Raw genomic sequence first — 15215 nt, 5'->3', positions numbered from 1 at the left:
CGTCTTTTGCCCGCTAGGGAAACGCTGAAAAAGACTTCCATCTCTGGTGAAACAAGAGCTGCATTGTCCGAAAGATGACGAGGGTCCCAGGCGTGGTTTCCCGCCAGGACTTAAACGAAAGCCCCGCCTTAGCGGGGCTTTCGTGTTTCCGGCCCCAATGTCGCGAACGTTGTGAACCCGTTGGCATTAACCCATATGCACAGTGAACGATGTTAATGGGCCATGTTCCAACCTGCCGTGCCAAGCCTGCCCAGTGGGGGCACGGCTCAATCGGCTCCGCGTAAACCGCGGCGCGCGCTACCCCATTACAAGGACGCAAGATTTATGCAGTCATCCCCCTCCCAAGCGCCTTCCGCCACCGGCGAACTGATCGCCAGTTTCCGTCACGGCAAGGGTTTTCTGATTTTCAGTTTGATATTTGGCGTTGTGTTGTTAGGTCTCGCCGGGTTTGTGTTGTATCTGGGCACGATCCTGCCACCGGGCAATGAGGGGCCGGTCAGCCTCCAGACGTCCCGTGGCATGGCCTTCAACTTCAGCAGCCCCCATACCTTGATTTACGCCACCAGCGCTTTGCTGGCGGTTCTCGGGCTGGGTGTATTTGCCGCTTACGCCTGGCACAGGAAACTGCGTGCGCCGCGTTACGACGTGTATGAGCATGGCATCGAGCGCATCATCAACGATCAGCGCGAATACACCGCCTTTGCCGAGATTGATGACCTGTATCTGTTTGGCTCCGGGCAAACCGTGCTGACCGGCATGATCACCAACGTGGCCTACCGTCGTAATGCCAGCGAGCCGTTTCATCGAGTGATCGAGAGCCTCAAGGGCTTTCACGATTTCCAGCAGTTGGTCCGTGAGCTGCACGTACGTGCACGTCTGCCGGGGGTGCTGGCGACGCTGGAGTCGGGTGGGGCGGTCAGGTTCAATTGCATCAGCTCCGGGCAGGTCTGGGGCAAGCGCGTCAGCGGCAACTTCCTCAAAATCACCACGACGCCGATTGTGGTGAGCCAGGATCTCCTCGAATACCAAGGGCGCAAGGTGCCGATGTCGTCGCTGCGTACCGTCGACCTCAACGCCTGGACCGAAAAGGTGGTGATCAAGGACGAGAGCGGCAAACCCGTGTTGTCGACCATCGCCACCGGCATTCTGAGCCATGACCTGTTCCTCAACACACTCGATGCCGTGTTTGCGGCTGAAGAGCAAGCACGCGAGCCGGCTTGAGCCAATCGTGTCATTCATGAGGATTAAACGATGATCTATCGCGGCGCAGGCTGGCTGACGCTGTTCACACCGGTGGCCATGGTGTTGTTGCTGATGGGGGTGTGGCCCGACCCCAGCGTCAAACCCGGCAATACCTCACTGATGCAACTGTTGATGGGGGTGGGGATTGGCTCGGCCATCAACACCGTGCTGGGCTTTGTCCTGAATCGGCAGGTGCATGAAGATGGCGTGCGCCATCACTTCTTTTTCATGCCCATGCAGTGGCCGGCGCTGGCGATCATGATTGTCTGCGCGGTGATTGCCCTGCTCAAGTAAGGCTGCCCGTAGGCGGGCGTCCAACTAACGGTTTGAGGGGAACGCGAAGGTTCCTGGCTTTTCGCCCATTATTGAACGCTGCAACCCCTGGAGCCTGCTGGATGAACCGTCAAGATCCACCTCACCGCGTCGCCACCCTTCCCGGAGCGCCAAGCACTGGAAGCCCTGTCGCGCACCCACCCATCTGGTATTACGGCCCGGATCTACCGAGCGTTGGCGGCAGTGGTCGGGGGATCCTGGGGTTCTACATTGCGCTACTGATGCTGTTGCCGGGCTACGGGCTGGTGATGTTGCTCCTGGCCGGGCTCGGAGCGCTGCAGGGCGCGCCGCCCAGTGCTGAATCGAGTTTTACGACGTCGACGCTCATCCTGTTCATGCTCGGTACCGCAGTGCTCATCGGTGCGATGTTTGCCTGGATGGCCTCTACGCCTCATGTGGAGGCCTTTACGTTCGATGAAAACCAGCAACTGCTCAGCCTCACGGTTATCCGTCGTGGCCGCGGGCCCTACGAAGTGCGGGTGCCATTCAGCAACATCATTTACGTCTGCCCCTACGTCCTCGCCCGGTTTGATCGCTATGGGCATTTCCATCTCGTGGGTCAGGGGCCCAAGGACAAGGTTTTCGAATATCGGTTGGGTGAGGGTATCTCTCTGGACGAAATGGCGTTCCACGCTGAATGGTTGCGGGGAATGATAGGGGCGCGGATGCATGAGCTGGTGAATCTGGATAAATGAAACATTCGCGTTAATACCAGACTCGTAGTGTCGGGCCGTCCGCGCTTGAAACCCGCGCGAACGCTACTGCGGCAGCAATGGCATTTAAGTTGATGGGCCCAAATACAGGGCGAAAACTGCCCCAGCCACACGCGCAGCTGATTTTAAAGGCAGTGACCCATGGCTCAGCAGAAAAGCTGAGCCACCGAAAGCAGGCAAATCACCTGGACAAAAATCTGAGCTCGAATGGGATGTTTCATCTGTGCGACCCTCCTGTACAGCTGCGGGGGAGAAGTGCCGTACGCGATGTAGATCCTCCCTGGATCGCCAACAACACTCGCAACTGTTCCATTGAGTATAGGCCCTGAAACGAATCTTTCACGATTGGGCCGATTCAGCGCCCGGCATGCTCTGCTTACAACTATCTGCCCTGCCCATCGCACTTTTTTTCATTTCTCCAATCTATCTTTGTCCCAGCCCCGCCGATTTCCCGCGCGGGCAAAAGAACCAGATCGGGTGCCGATGGCTCGCACGTTACTTTTATTCAAGACTCGACGAGTGCGTCGGCCACTGTGGCTGGCAGTGGTGTTAATGCTCTGCGCCAGTGGCTGTACCCAGCAGCAGGGGCGGGACATCGCCAAGCAGTTCAGTAACGGCAAACCCGATGAATTCTTCCAGACCAGTGTCGATCGCATGGCAACCCTGGGCATGCGCGACAACTTGCAAAGCCTGTATTTGCTCATGAACAAGCTCTATCTGCGCAACCCCAACCAGTGGCGCCAGTCGGGTTATCCGGATGCGGTGAGCGCTGCGCGGGAGATCCGCCTGGCCATTGAGCAGCGCCGCTCATTGCCCGCACTCGGGGAGCGTCGCGACCTGGCGGCACTGAGTTACTCGTTGAGCCCCGAGTTTCAGGGTGATCGGGTCGGGGCGTTTATCTATGCCATCGGCAGCATGATCGTGACCGCCCACGGTGGGCGTACCGAGTTCTACATTACCGACTCGATCAACCCGCAGTTCGTCAGCAACGCCGCGCGCAATATCGAGAAGGCCACCTGGTTGCTCAGCAAGCGCCAGGATGCAAATGGCGTCCTGCTCCTGTTTTCCAACGAGATCTCGGAGGAGGGCAGCAACCTGAGTTTCGCCGTCGAGTTCGGCAAGATTGTTGCGCGCCTTGACCTGTTGACCCAGATGCTCGACGAACGCTACCGCCGTATTGGCCTTAACTATGCACAAAGCCTGTTGCTGATGAATTTCCTGCCCGTGCAGTAATGCATTTCGTCGGCAGTGAGTTAAGCCGTACCACCGATGGCCGATGCAATGATGACGCCTGTGACTTGAGGAGAGTGTTATCAAACATCTAACGGTTGAAGAGTTGGACGCCATTACGGAGATTGAAACCACGTCCAACATTTTGCGACTCACCACGCGTTTGACTGGAATGCGGTTTTCCGCCATTTCCAAGATGACCGAGAGTTACTGGGTGGCCTGTGCCGTGCACGATGAGTTGCATTTCGGGCTGGAGGTGGGCGACGAGTTGCGGGTCGAAGCCACCCTGTGCAACCAGGCACGCGCCAATCGCAAGTCGATCATCATCGAGCACGCCAGCAAGGATCCGGTGTTCTGGGAACATCCGTTGCCCAAGGCCCATGGGTTTGAGAGTTATATCTCGTTGCCCATTGTGTTTTCGGATGGCACCGTCTTCGGCACTTTGTGCGCCCTGGATGTGTTGCCCAAGCAGCTTGAGAACCCACAGATGTTCGAAATCCTGAGTATATTTACGCGGCTTATCGGCACCACCTTGGAGTTGCAACGCAGCCGGGCATGAGCCGAGCTTATTTTACCGGCGGCAAGCCTTTTAAGCGTTGAGTGTGGCCTTGGGGAGTGCTGTTTCTCTTTCTGCTGTAGGAATTTGCCTATCTTGCATCCCGATGCTTGAAACACCTGTCTGTGCACAATAGCCTCGGATTTTTCTGAAAAAACGAGGCCCTACCTTGGGTAAGCGAAAAACGGCTTGGCCGACGGACCGCGAAATACGCCTGCGCTTTATCCTCTTCGCTGTGATCGACGCTGCCAGCGTTCAGGGCGTTCCCTCCGAGTTGTTGCTCCCCGCGCATAAACTGCTGCGGGACTCGCCGACAGAAGCGCAGTTGCTCGCCGCCCTGGATGAAATTCTTGCCGCTGATGAAATGCATGGGTTCAGGTTGCCACCGGGGTCGGAGGCCGATGAATTGATGCAGTCGCTGGAGAAGCCCGACGGCTAGGGTCATCCGTTAGATCGTTTATTTCCTTAAGGTTGGACGAGATTCCTCAATCGAATATCCATGACGCCCATTCACGCCAGGTAACGGACGCAAGTAACGCAATAGCGTCCGATTCATTGTCATCGCACCCGATGCAGCTGTCTTGTTCGACAAAGCGTCCCTGGGAACATCCATTCCTGCTGCTCTGCCGGCGTCTTGTGCAGCCCTCCGGCCTCTCTAGAATCGGCACCAGAACCTAGCCATTTCCTGTCGATTACGGAGTTTCGAACATGATGAATGCAATGCAGATGCCGATGAACACCTCCATGCCAATGATGCCGATGATGGGCATGCCGATGATGATGGCCACCATGAAATGCGAAATGGCCGCTGACGCCATGATGTGCACCATGAAGCCGGCAGCCGGCATGGACATGGCCCAGTTCAAGACCAATGCCGAAATGATGGCGATGATGATGAACTGCGGCATGCCGATGATGATGCAGTGCGCCAACCTGTCGATGATGTGCATGTCGGCCGACGCCATGGCCATGATGACCGGCATGAACATGATGCCGATGATGGGCATGCCCATGCCGATGATGAAGTGCGTCATGGAATGCACCATGATGGCTGACGGCATGATGTGCAAAATGATGCCGATGCCGGGCATGAGCATGGACATGATGAACAACTGCTGCATGCTCATGAACAAAATGATGAACGACTGCGCCATGCCCATGATGATGAGCTGCAACGGCATGCCGATGATGTGCTGCACCTGCTGACAGGTCCCGCGCGATGAAAAAACGCCCCGATAAGTCGGGGCGTTTTTTTTGCCGGGATTAATCCAGCCGCTCGGGGTAGGTGATCACCAGGAACGCCACGGCTTCGCTGTCCGCCGGGTTGCGGTAGCGGTGGGGCTGGTCGGCGTAGAACAGAATTGAATCGCCGGTGGACAGCAGGTAGCGCTCGTCATTGACGCTGACTTCCAGTACGCCTTGGGCCACCACCAGGTTTTCCTGGATGCCCGGGCCGTGGCCTTTGGACACTTCCTCCCCAAGCGCACGCAGGCGAATCTCGTAGAACTCGGACTGGCGTGCCGTATCGTAGGGAAACAATGCGCGGCTGATAAACGCGCCATCGGCACTCACCAGGCGCTTGCTCTGCTGCGCCGGCAACACTTCCACCCCTTCGAACGCGCGATCTTCCAGGAACGCCGCCACCGACACCTTCAGGCCCTTGGCAATTTTGCACAACACCTTGATCGACGGCACGCTGCGCCCGGATTCGATCTGCGCCAGCATTGCCCGGCTCACGCCGCAGGCGCGTGCAAGTGCGTCCAGTGACAAGTGCCGTTTGCTGCGCAGGCGTTGCAGGTTATGCGCCACGCACAAGCTGATCACATCGTCATCGGTGCTGGGCTTGGGCAGCGGTTCGGGCGGTTCGGGAATCACATGCAGGAAATTCATTGGCCTACGCCCGGCGTGTATCGCTGGGCGTTACGGCGTGGGTGGTAAACACCGCCAACCCTGCGCACGCCGCGTACATCGCCCACATCAACTCGGCCGCTGCACGTGCCTGGCGGCGTTTGCGGTGGAGGGTAAAGTCGATGACGGTGGCGGATGCAGGCATGGGAGGCGATCTCGTAAGTGACTCGATGGCTCCACAGTAATGCGTACTGGTTATTTCTTTAAATACTGAGTTTGCATGTATTAATTCGATTTTGGACTTAAAAAATAAATCCGGTCCGACGCTGTTGTGGGAAGCGTCTGGTCCGTTATCAAGGCGTGACTTGGCGGGCATCGTTGTCTTCCCATCACTGTTCGCGTGACGGCCCAGCCTTTCACGCCCCCGAATTCCAAGGATCCGCCCATGCTGTTGCGCCCATCTCCGTTCCTGTTTGCCGCCCTGACCTTTAGCTCCCTGGTGCACGCCGAAGATCTGCAATTGGCGCCGGTCGAAGTCACCACGCCAGAGGCCAGCGCCGGCGAAGTGGCCCAGGCGCAGCTCAAGAGCGTGCCCGGGGCCACCAATTACATCGACATGAGCAGCGTGCAGCAGGGGCGGGTGAGCACCAACGAAGACGTGTTCAAGTACCAGCCGGGTGTGTATGCCAAGGCGGCGAATAACGAAGGGGTGAAGCTGTCCATTCGCGGTTCGGGCCTGAACCGCAGCCCAGGCGCCCACGCCTCCGGGCTCTATGAGATGTTCGATGGCTTACCGCTGACCGGCCCCGGCGGCACTCCTTATGAACTCAAGGACCCGCTGTGGCAAAGCCGCGTCGAGGTGCTGCGTGGCGCCAACGGTTTTGATCAAGGCGCGTTGGCCCTGGGCGGCGCGGTCAACTACGTGACCCATACCGGCTACGATGCGCCCAAGCTGCAAGTGCGCTATGAAGCCGGCAGCCGTGGTTATGTCCAGCGCGAGATCAGTTCGGGCCAGGTGCTGGGGGATGCCGACTACTACATCAGCCTCACCGACTCGGAATCCGACGGCTACCAGCGCCAGAGCGCCGCCACCGGCAAGGGCGTGGCCGCCAACTTCGGCTACCGCTTCAACCCGGACCTGGAAACCCGCTTCTATTTCCGCTACCGCGAAACCACCAACGACACCCCCGGCAAACTCACCCGCGCCCAGATCAGCCACGACCCGCGTGCCGCCAACAGCCTCAACGCCGCCCGTGACTCCAAGCGCCTGCAACCGGGCTCCACCTGGATCGCCAACAAGACCACGTTGCAACTGGACGACAGTTCGCGCCTGGAAGTCGGGCTGGCGTACCACGATTACCCGATGGACCTGCGCGAAGGCACCAACCGCCTCAAGGTGGCCTACACCGATATCAGCAGCACCCTGAATTACATCCGCCAGGACACGCTGTTCGGCCACGACAGCAAAACCACCCTCGGCTTGCGCACCACCCAGGCGATGCCCAACAACGGCGCATCGGAATACGTGCGCACGCCAGCCGGCAACACCGCAACTTACGCCCCCGGCACCAAGACCCGCGACTACAGCTACCTGGGCTCCGACACCGTGCTGCATATCGGCAACGACCTGGAACTGGCCCAGGACCTGTGGCTGACCACCGGCCTGGCCGCGATCTACACCCGCCGTGAGACCCAGGTCACCTATCCCGAAGGCCAGGCGCCGCTCAGCCAGCATGACTGGGACTACGCACCGCGCCTCGGCCTGCGCTATGACTTCAGTCCGCAGCTGCAGGTGTACGGCAACCTGAGCCGCTCGGTCGAGCCTCCGCATGCGTGGTCGATGATCTGGGGTTCCAACAAATACTTTCCAGCGGGCAGCGGCCCGGCCACTGGATTACAGCGCGAAGGCGTCAGCCTGAAAAACCAGACCGCCACCACCCTGGAAATCGGTGGCCGTGGCGAAGCATGGCTCGGCCAGTGGGACCTGGCGCTGTACCGCTCCGAAGTGCGCCACGAACTGCTCACCGTGGAAACCCAGGCCCAGACCTCGACCAGCAATGCCATCGTCGCCGAATCCAACGCCAGCCCCACCGTGCACCAGGGCGTGGAGCTGGGCCTGCTCAGCCCGCTGTGGGACGGCGGCCGCAGCGGTAAGCTCGACCTGCGCCAAGCCTATACCTTCAGCGACTTCCACTACCGCGACGACGACCGTTTCGGCGGCAACCGCTTGCCGGGCATCCCCCAGCACTACTATCAGGCGCAACTGCGCTACAGCCACCCGACGGGCTTCTACACCAGCCTCAATACCGAGCATTCCTCGCGGGTGGCGGTGGATTACGCCAATTCCTATTACGCCGCGTCCTACACCCTTCTGGGCGCGACCTTCGGCTACGACGCCCCCAAGCAGGACTGGCAAGCCTGGGTCGACCTGCGCAACCTCACCAACCGTCGCTACGCCAACACCGTCACGCCGGGCTACGACGACAAGGGCCTGGATGTCGCACGCTCAACCCCGGCCGACGGCCGCGGAATCTACACCGGTGTCTCATGGAGCTGGCGCTAAGCCGCAACTATCCAGCCCCCTGTGGCGAGCGGGCTGCGACGGGGAGGGCCTTGCTCCTACACCGTTTTACTGGCATTGTTTGCGCAATTGGTAACTCTTCCCATTTGAGACTCTTTTGCGCATGCATGACATTCCGGCCGCGCTGGGCGATTCAGTGCGTCAGCAGACCCTTACGGCGATGTACCGCGAGCACCACGGCTGGTTGCAGGGCTGGCTGCGCAGAAAACTGGGGTGTTCCCAGCACGCCGCCGACCTGGCCCACGATGCCTTCATCCGTGTGCTGATGCTGGCCGAGCCGCAAAATATCAAGGAACCGCGGGCCTTCCTGGCCACCACGGCAGGGCGTTTACTGATCGATGGCGCCCGGCGGCGTCGGATTGAAAAAGCCTACATGGAAGCCCTGGTCATCCAGAGCGAGGACGCCGGCATGCCCGATCCGGCCGCGATCCATGTCGCCCTGCAAGCCCTGGAACGCATCGCCGAAATGCTTGCCGGCTTACCCGCCAAGGCCCGCGAAGCCTTCCTGCTGAGTCGCCTCGACGGGCTGACCTACAGCGAAATCGCCACGCGCCTGGAGGTGTCCCCCAGTACCGTCAAAAACTACATCTCCAGCGCCCTGGTGCACTGCTACCACAGCCTGCACGCGGCAGACCCGCTGGCATGAGTTCCGAACAGATCATCCAGCAAGCGGCGAATTGGCTGACCCGCCTGCACGACGAAGAGGTCAGTGAGGCCGAGCGCCAAGCCTTCAACGCCTGGTGCCAGGCAGACCCGCGTCACGCGGTCGCCATCGAACGCATGCGCTCGCTGTGGGGCAGCCTCGACACCTTGCCTGCACAACCTGCACGCCTGGCCCTGAACCGTGCGTTTGCGCCGCGACGCGCGCGCGGTGCACAGGTGATGGGTGTGCTCGGCATCGTGCTGTGCGGCTGGCTAAGCTTGGAGCATCTGCCCGTATGGATGGCCGACCAGCGCACCGGCGTGGGTGAGCGCCGCCAGATCGCCCTCGAAGACGGCAGCCAGTTGCAACTCAACAGCAACTCGGCGGTGGACGTGAAATTCGACGGTCACCAACGGGTGATCGAACTGCTGCAAGGCGAACTCTGGGTCGACGTGGCCAAGGACGCGCAACGACCCTTCGTGGTGCGCACCGACCAAGGCACGGCGACGGCATTGGGCACGCGTTACCTGGTCAAGCGTGCGCCAGACGGCACCACGGTGGTGACGGTGATCGAGTCCACCGTGGCAGTCAAAGGTGACAGCAGCGAAGGCGTCAAGGTCGCCGCCGGCCAGCGCTCGATCCTCGACCATGGCCGCGCCCAGCCGCCCCAGGCCAGCGGCAACACCGACCCGGACGCCTGGACCCGTGGCCTGCTCAAGGTCAACGACCAACCCCTGAGCGAGGTGCTACAAACCCTGGCCAGCTATCGCCACGGCCTCGTGCGCTTCGACGCCCAGGCCCTGCAGAACCTGCGGGTGACGGGGGTGTTCAAGCTGGATGACACGGCGGCGGCGCTGTCGACCCTGGCGGATAACCTACCGATCCAGGTGGAGTACTTCACCGACCTGCTGGTGGTGGTCAAGCCGCGCTAGCGTTCGTTCTGGCGCAGGCGCTTGTACAAGGTGTTGCGGCTCACCCCCAGCTCCCGCGCCAGGTGGGAAATATTCCCACCGGCCGCCTTCAGACGCTGGGTCAGGTCGATGCTGTCATCCAGGTATTCGCTGGCGGGCAGCGGCGCTGTCACTTTCAAATCCACAAAAAAATCGTCCGGCAGATGCTCCGGACGGATCGGCTGTTCCTCCGCCATCGCCAGCGCCACCTGCAACACGCTGCTCACCTGGCGCAGGTTGCCGGGCCACGGGTGCTGTTCGAACAGCGCCAGCACCTCGGCGCTGAGCCCGGCCCACTGGCTTGGCTCCCGGTGTTGCTGCCACAGTTGCTGGAGCAGCGCCCGTTTGTCGCTGCGTTCGCGTAGCGGTGGTAATTCAAGGGTCAGGCCGCCGATGCGGTAGTACAAATCCTCGCGAAAGCGCCCGGCCTGGACCTGCTCGCGCAAGGCCCGGTTAGTGGCCGAGATGATGCGCAAATCCACCGGGAACAACTCGCTGCTGCCCACCGGTTGCACGCAACGCTCCTGCAATACCCGCAACAGGCGCGCTTGCGTCGGCAGCGGCATATCGCCGATTTCATCGAGGAACAGCGTGCCTTTGTCGGCCTTGCGGATCAGGCCGATGCTGCCTTTCTGGTTGGCGCCGGTGAACGCGCCTTTTTCGTAGCCGAACAGTTCCGATTCCACCAGCTCGGCGGGAATCGCCGCACAGTTCACCGCGATAAACGCCTGCTGGCTGCGGGAACTGGCCTGGTGCAGGGCCTTGACGAAGACTTCCTTGCCCACCCCGGTTTCCCCGTGGATCAGCAGCGGGATGTCCTTCTCCAGCAGGCGTTCGGCCTGGCGCACGGCTTTTTCCACGCGCACATCACCAAAGTGTAAGGTCTTCAGGCCAATCGCGGCGGGCTTTGGCGCAACGGGCTCGCTGAACACGCGGGCCTGCACCGGCATCTGCTTCGGTCGCTTCAGCAGGCACTGGAAGCGATTGCGTCCCGCCGCCTGCAACGAAAAGGGCAGGCCCTCCGGCTGATTGAGCAACTCCAGCAGCGACACCTTGAACAAACTGTCGATCATCACCCGCGACAGACTGATGCCCAGCAGGTTGTCTGCCCGGCGGTTGGCCGAAAGCACCTGGCCGCTCTCATCAAAGATCAGCAGGCCCGCCCATTGGCTGTCGAGGTTGCTCAGGCCGGTGTTGAAGGTCAGTTGGAAGTGTTCGCCGCGAAACAGGTTGAGGATCAGCCGGTTTTCCACGGTCTGGCTCATCATCTTGACCATGCCCAGGGTGTGGGAGGGCGGCAGGTAGCTGTCACTGGACACATCCAGCACCGCGATGATTTCGCGCTGGGCATCGAAGATCGGCGCTGCCGAGCCGGTCATGAAGCGGTTGGCCTTGAGGAAGTGTTCGTCATGTTCGATATGCACCGCCTGGGCACAGGCCAGTGCGGTGCCGATGGCATTGGTGCCGCTGGAACGCTCCATCCAACTGGCGCCGGCGCTGAATCCCCGGGCCAGCTTGGGCTCGATAAAGCGCTGGGTGCCCCAGCTGGTCAGCACCTGGCCCTGGTTGTCGGCCAGCATGATCAGGCAGTTGGAATTGCTCAGGATGTTTTCGTAGTAGGGCAGGACTTCCTGGTGCGTGGTCTGCACCAGGGAATGCTGGCTTTCCAGCAATTGGCTGATGCCCTCGGCGGGCAGTTGATCGAAGCTGGGCGTGCTCTGGTGGTCCAGGCCGAAGGCGCGGCAACGGCGCCAGGATTCCTGGATAAGGGTGTCGTGAGCCAGGGGTTCGGCCATGGGGCGACCTTCTTTTTATTGTTTTGGGGTCTTGCACAATCCAACGGATGCAACCACGTCAATCGGGTTCAAAGAGTGTTGTTCAGAACTGTTCATTGTCAACCCCCGGATTGTTCAGTTGTTCAGCCAGAACTGTTCATTTCTGTTCGCTCCTGAACATCCCTTTTCACCCATTTCCTTGCGGATCAAGCACCTGCCGTTTTTGGCATGAAACTCGCTCTGACGACTGGCCAGATTCATTCCAATAATAAAAAAGGTCGTGTCATGTCATTGACCCTGGAACATGTCTCCCGCGTCGTCGAAGGCCAAACCTGGATCGACGACGCCAACCTGCGCTTCGAAGCCGGTTCCTTCAACGTCTTGCTTGGCCGCACCCTGTCCGGCAAGACCAGCCTGATGCGCCTGATGGCGGGCCTGGACAAGCCCGACAGCGGGCGCATCCTGATGAACGGCGTGGATGTCACCCACAAACCGGTGCGCCTGCGCAACGTGTCGATGGTGTATCAGCAGTTCATCAACTACCCGACCATGACCGTGTTCGAAAACATCGCCTCGCCGTTGCGCCAGGCCGGTGTGTCCAACGAGCTGATCCAGAGCAAAGTGCTGGAAACCGCGCGGATGCTGCGCATCGAGAAATTCCTGCAACGCCACCCGCTGGAGTTGTCCGGTGGCCAGCAGCAACGCACGGCCATGGCCCGCGCGTTGGTGAAAGACGCCGAACTGATCCTGTTCGATGAGCCTCTGGTGAACCTGGACTACAAACTGCGCGAAGAGCTGCGTCAGGAAATGCGCGAGCTGTTCAAGGCGCGGCACACCATCGCCATTTACGCCACCACCGAACCCAACGAGGCCCTGGCCCTGGGTGGCACCACCACCATTCTTCACGAAGGCCGGGTGATCCAGAGCGGCAAGGCCGCCGAGGTGTATCATCAGCCGCAGACCGTGTTGGCCGCCGAGCTGTTTTCCGAGCCGCCGATCAACCTGATGCCGGGGCGTATCAGCGGTAATGAGGTGAGCTTCGCCAATTTTGTGCACTTCCCGTTGAACGTCGACCTGCGCCCCATCGGCGAAGGCGAATTCCGCTTTGGTGTGCGCCCCAGCCATATCAGCCTGGTGCCGAGCAACGACGACGACCTCGAGCTGGCGGTGACCGTGGAAGTCGCCGAGATCAGCGGTTCGGAAACCTTCCTGCATGTGCGCAGCGAGCACTTCCTGCTGGTGCTGCACCTGCCGGGGGTGCATGAGTACGACGTCGACGCGCCGATCCGTGTGTACATCCCCACCCATAAACTGTTTGTGTTCGATGGCCAGGGCCGCTTGGTCCAGGCCCCCGGGCGCCGCGTCGCGAGGGTTGCCTGATGGCCGAGATCCATTTGCAGAACCTGGCGCACAGCTACAGTCCCACACCGAGCGGCCCCGAGGACTACGCCATCCGGGCAATGAACCACGTGTGGGAGCAGGGCGGTGCCTACGCCTTGCTAGGGCCGTCGGGCTGCGGCAAGTCGACGTTGCTCAATATCATCTCCGGCCTGCTCAGCCCGTCCGAAGGGCAGGTGTTGTTCGATACCCGAGTGGTCAACGACCTCACCCCGGAAAAACGCAACATCGCCCAGGTGTTCCAGTTCCCGGTGGTGTACGACACCATGACCGTGTTCGATAACCTGGCCTTTCCCCTGCGAAACCAGGGCATGGCCGAGGCGAAAATTCACAGCAAGGTGCAGGAAATTGCCGAAGTCCTCGACCTGCAAAACCTGCTGAGCAAAAAAGCCCGCAACCTCACCGCCGACGAAAAACAGAAAGTCTCCATGGGCCGTGGCCTGGTGCGGGATGACGTGTCGGCCATCCTCTTTGACGAACCGCTGACGGTGATCGACCCGCACCTGAAGTGGAAGCTGCGGCGCAAGCTCAAGCAGATCCATGAGCAGTTCAATATCACCATGGTCTACGTCACCCATGACCAGCTTGAGGCCTCGACCTTCGCCGACAAGATCGCGGTGATGTACGGCGGGCAGATCGTGCAATTCGGCACGCCCCGTGAGTTGTTCGAGCGGCCCAGCCACACCTTTGTCGGCTATTTCATCGGCAGCCCTGGGATGAATCTGATCGACGTGCAGGCCGAGGTCGGCGGTGTGCGCTTTGCCGGCACGCTTCTGCCGTTGTCCGAGGCCTTGCAGCAACGCATTGCCGGCAGCGACTACAAGACGCTGCAGGTGGGGATCCGCCCGGAATTCATTCACGTATGGGACGAGTACAACCCTGACGCCCTGCAAGCCGATGTCACTCACCTCGAAGACCTCGGCACCTACAAGATCATGACCCTCAACCTCGACGGCGCCACCCTCAAGGTGCGACTGGCCGAAGACAAACCGGTGCCCGAGGGCAGGGCGTCTATCAGCTTTCCCGCGCAGTGGCTGATGGTGTATGCCGACGATTACCTGCTGGAGGTGCAGCCATGAACAAGGTGCAGAACAACAAGGCCTGGTGGCTGGTGTTACCGGTGTTCCTGCTGGTGGCATTCAGTGCGGTGATCCCGATGATGACGGTGGTCAACTATTCGGTGCAGGACATCTTCGACCAGTCCAGCCGCTACTTTGTCGGCGCCGACTGGTACAAGCAGGTGCTGCTCGACCCGCGCCTGCATGACTCGCTGCTGCGCCAGTTCATCTATTCGGCCTGCGTGCTGCTGATCGAAATCCCCCTGGGCATCGCTATCGCCCTGACCATGCCGACCAAGGGCCGCTGGTCGTCGCTGGTGCTGATCATCCTCGCCATTCCGCTGCTGATTCCGTGGAACGTGGTGGGCACCATCTGGCAAATCTTCGGCCGCGCCGATATCGGCCTGCTGGGCTACAGCCTCAACGCCCTGGGCATCAGCTACAACTACGCGGCCAACACCATGGACGCCTGGGTCACGGTGCTGGTGATGGACGTGTGGCACTGGACCTCACTGGTGGCGCTGCTGTGTTATTCCGGGCTGCGAGCGATCCCGGATGTGTACTACCAGGCCGCACGTATCGATCGGGCTTCGGCGTGGGCGGTGTTCCGGCATATCCAGCTGCCGAAGATGAAAAGCGTGCTGCTGATCGCGGTGATGCTGCGCTTCATGGACAGTTTCATGATCTACACCGAGCCCTTCGTCCTCACGGGGGGCGGGCCGGGGAATGCCACGACGTTCCTCAGTCAGACGCTGACCCAGATGGCCGTAGGCCAATTCGACCTGGGCCCGGCGGCGGCGTTTTCCCTGGTGTACTTCCTGATCATCCTGTTGGTGTCCTGGCTGTTCTACACCGCCATGACCCACTCCGACGCCAACCGCTGAGGCC

General features: G+C 60.6%; 16 protein-coding genes. 12 read left to right on the top strand and 4 right to left on the bottom strand.

Translation table 11 applies throughout. The features are described 5' to 3' along the window. The first annotated feature begins 324 nt into the window (after nucleotides 1–324). The 6 genes from J3D60_RS09195 (at nucleotide 325) to J3D60_RS09170 (ending at nucleotide 4513) form a co-directional block, all read left to right on the top strand. Nucleotides 325–1221: a hypothetical protein gene (locus J3D60_RS09195; RefSeq protein WP_253491051.1), complete on the top strand. Its 897-nt coding sequence runs from the start codon at nucleotides 325–327 to the stop codon at nucleotides 1219–1221. A 30-nt stretch (nucleotides 1222–1251) separates the two neighbouring features. Further along, the gene (locus J3D60_RS09190; protein WP_027607310.1) at nucleotides 1252–1536 is read left to right on the top strand and encodes a hypothetical protein; all 285 of its coding nucleotides are present in this window, start codon (nucleotides 1252–1254) and stop codon (nucleotides 1534–1536) included. A 101-nt stretch (nucleotides 1537–1637) separates the two neighbouring features. Then, nucleotides 1638–2270 (top strand): hypothetical protein, encoded by a 633-nt coding sequence (locus tag J3D60_RS09185; protein ID WP_253491050.1) that lies wholly within the window; start codon nucleotides 1638–1640, stop codon nucleotides 2268–2270. A 501-nt stretch (nucleotides 2271–2771) separates the two neighbouring features. Then, nucleotides 2772–3521: a hypothetical protein gene (locus J3D60_RS09180; protein WP_065941790.1), complete on the top strand. Its 750-nt coding sequence runs from the start codon at nucleotides 2772–2774 to the stop codon at nucleotides 3519–3521. A gap of 79 nt (nucleotides 3522–3600) precedes the next feature. Further along, nucleotides 3601–4077, top strand: coding sequence for a GAF domain-containing protein (locus J3D60_RS09175; RefSeq protein ID WP_253493982.1), 477 nt, complete (start codon nucleotides 3601–3603; stop codon nucleotides 4075–4077). A 166-nt stretch (nucleotides 4078–4243) separates the two neighbouring features. Further along, complete coding sequence (locus tag J3D60_RS09170; protein ID WP_065941792.1) at nucleotides 4244–4513, top strand: hypothetical protein; 270 nt, start codon at nucleotides 4244–4246, stop codon at nucleotides 4511–4513. Nucleotides 4514–4766: 253 nt separating this feature from the next. On the opposite strand, the gene J3D60_RS09165 is transcribed toward J3D60_RS09170, so the two are convergent. The 3 genes from J3D60_RS09165 to J3D60_RS09155 all read right to left on the bottom strand — a co-directional run bounded on the left by J3D60_RS09165 (nucleotide 4767) and on the right by J3D60_RS09155 (nucleotide 6127). After that, nucleotides 4767–5273: a hypothetical protein gene (locus tag J3D60_RS09165; RefSeq protein WP_065941793.1), complete on the bottom strand. Its 507-nt coding sequence runs from the start codon at nucleotides 5271–5273 to the stop codon at nucleotides 4767–4769. Between the two features lie 64 nt (nucleotides 5274–5337). Further along, on the bottom strand, nucleotides 5338–5964 hold the full coding sequence (locus tag J3D60_RS09160) for a helix-turn-helix domain-containing protein (RefSeq protein WP_065941794.1): 627 nt from the start codon (nucleotides 5962–5964) through the stop codon (nucleotides 5338–5340). A gap of 4 nt (nucleotides 5965–5968) precedes the next feature. Then, on the bottom strand, nucleotides 5969–6127 hold the full coding sequence (locus tag J3D60_RS09155) for a hypothetical protein (protein ID WP_253491048.1): 159 nt from the start codon (nucleotides 6125–6127) through the stop codon (nucleotides 5969–5971). Between the two features lie 240 nt (nucleotides 6128–6367). Here J3D60_RS09155 and J3D60_RS09150 point away from each other — a divergent pair, with 240 nt between their 5' ends. From J3D60_RS09150 to J3D60_RS09140, 3 genes are all read left to right on the top strand, one after another. Further along, nucleotides 6368–8485 carry a TonB-dependent receptor gene (locus J3D60_RS09150; RefSeq protein WP_253491045.1) on the top strand — a complete coding sequence of 706 codons (2118 nt, stop codon included), beginning with the start codon at nucleotides 6368–6370 and terminating at the stop codon, nucleotides 8483–8485. Between the two features lie 121 nt (nucleotides 8486–8606). Then, complete coding sequence (locus J3D60_RS09145; RefSeq protein ID WP_253491041.1) at nucleotides 8607–9149, top strand: sigma-70 family RNA polymerase sigma factor; 543 nt, start codon at nucleotides 8607–8609, stop codon at nucleotides 9147–9149. After that, entirely contained in the window at nucleotides 9146–10078 is a 933-nt protein-coding gene (locus J3D60_RS09140; RefSeq protein ID WP_253491038.1) for a FecR family protein, read from the top strand. The genes J3D60_RS09145 and J3D60_RS09140 overlap by 4 nt, the downstream gene beginning before the upstream one ends. Here J3D60_RS09140 and J3D60_RS09135 read toward each other — a convergent pair. Further along, nucleotides 10075–11892 carry a sigma-54-dependent Fis family transcriptional regulator gene (locus J3D60_RS09135; RefSeq protein ID WP_253491035.1) on the bottom strand — a complete coding sequence of 606 codons (1818 nt, stop codon included), beginning with the start codon at nucleotides 11890–11892 and terminating at the stop codon, nucleotides 10075–10077. The two genes, J3D60_RS09140 and J3D60_RS09135, sit on opposite strands and share 4 nt — an antisense overlap. A gap of 264 nt (nucleotides 11893–12156) precedes the next feature. On the opposite strand from J3D60_RS09135, the gene J3D60_RS09130 reads away from it, so the two are divergent. The 3 genes from J3D60_RS09130 to J3D60_RS09120 are packed head-to-tail and all read left to right on the top strand — an operon-like array spanning nucleotide 12157 to nucleotide 15211. Further along, nucleotides 12157–13251 (top strand): ABC transporter ATP-binding protein, encoded by a 1095-nt coding sequence (locus J3D60_RS09130; RefSeq protein ID WP_027607299.1) that lies wholly within the window; start codon nucleotides 12157–12159, stop codon nucleotides 13249–13251. Beyond that, entirely contained in the window at nucleotides 13251–14348 is a 1098-nt protein-coding gene (locus tag J3D60_RS09125) for an ABC transporter ATP-binding protein (RefSeq protein WP_253491031.1), read from the top strand. The genes J3D60_RS09130 and J3D60_RS09125 overlap by 1 nt, the downstream gene beginning before the upstream one ends. Beyond that, nucleotides 14345–15211: a carbohydrate ABC transporter permease gene (locus J3D60_RS09120; protein WP_025858174.1), complete on the top strand. Its 867-nt coding sequence runs from the start codon at nucleotides 14345–14347 to the stop codon at nucleotides 15209–15211. Before J3D60_RS09125 ends, J3D60_RS09120 begins: the two co-directional genes overlap by 4 nt. Nucleotides 15212–15215 lie beyond the last annotated feature (4 nt).

The sequence above is a fragment of the Pseudomonas sp. S3E17 genome, assembly GCF_024168685.1.
Lineage (GTDB): Bacteria > Pseudomonadota > Gammaproteobacteria > Pseudomonadales > Pseudomonadaceae > Aquipseudomonas > Aquipseudomonas marginalis.
Note: the sequence above shows the minus strand (reverse complement) of the source record. Positions and strands in the feature narration are given on the sequence as shown.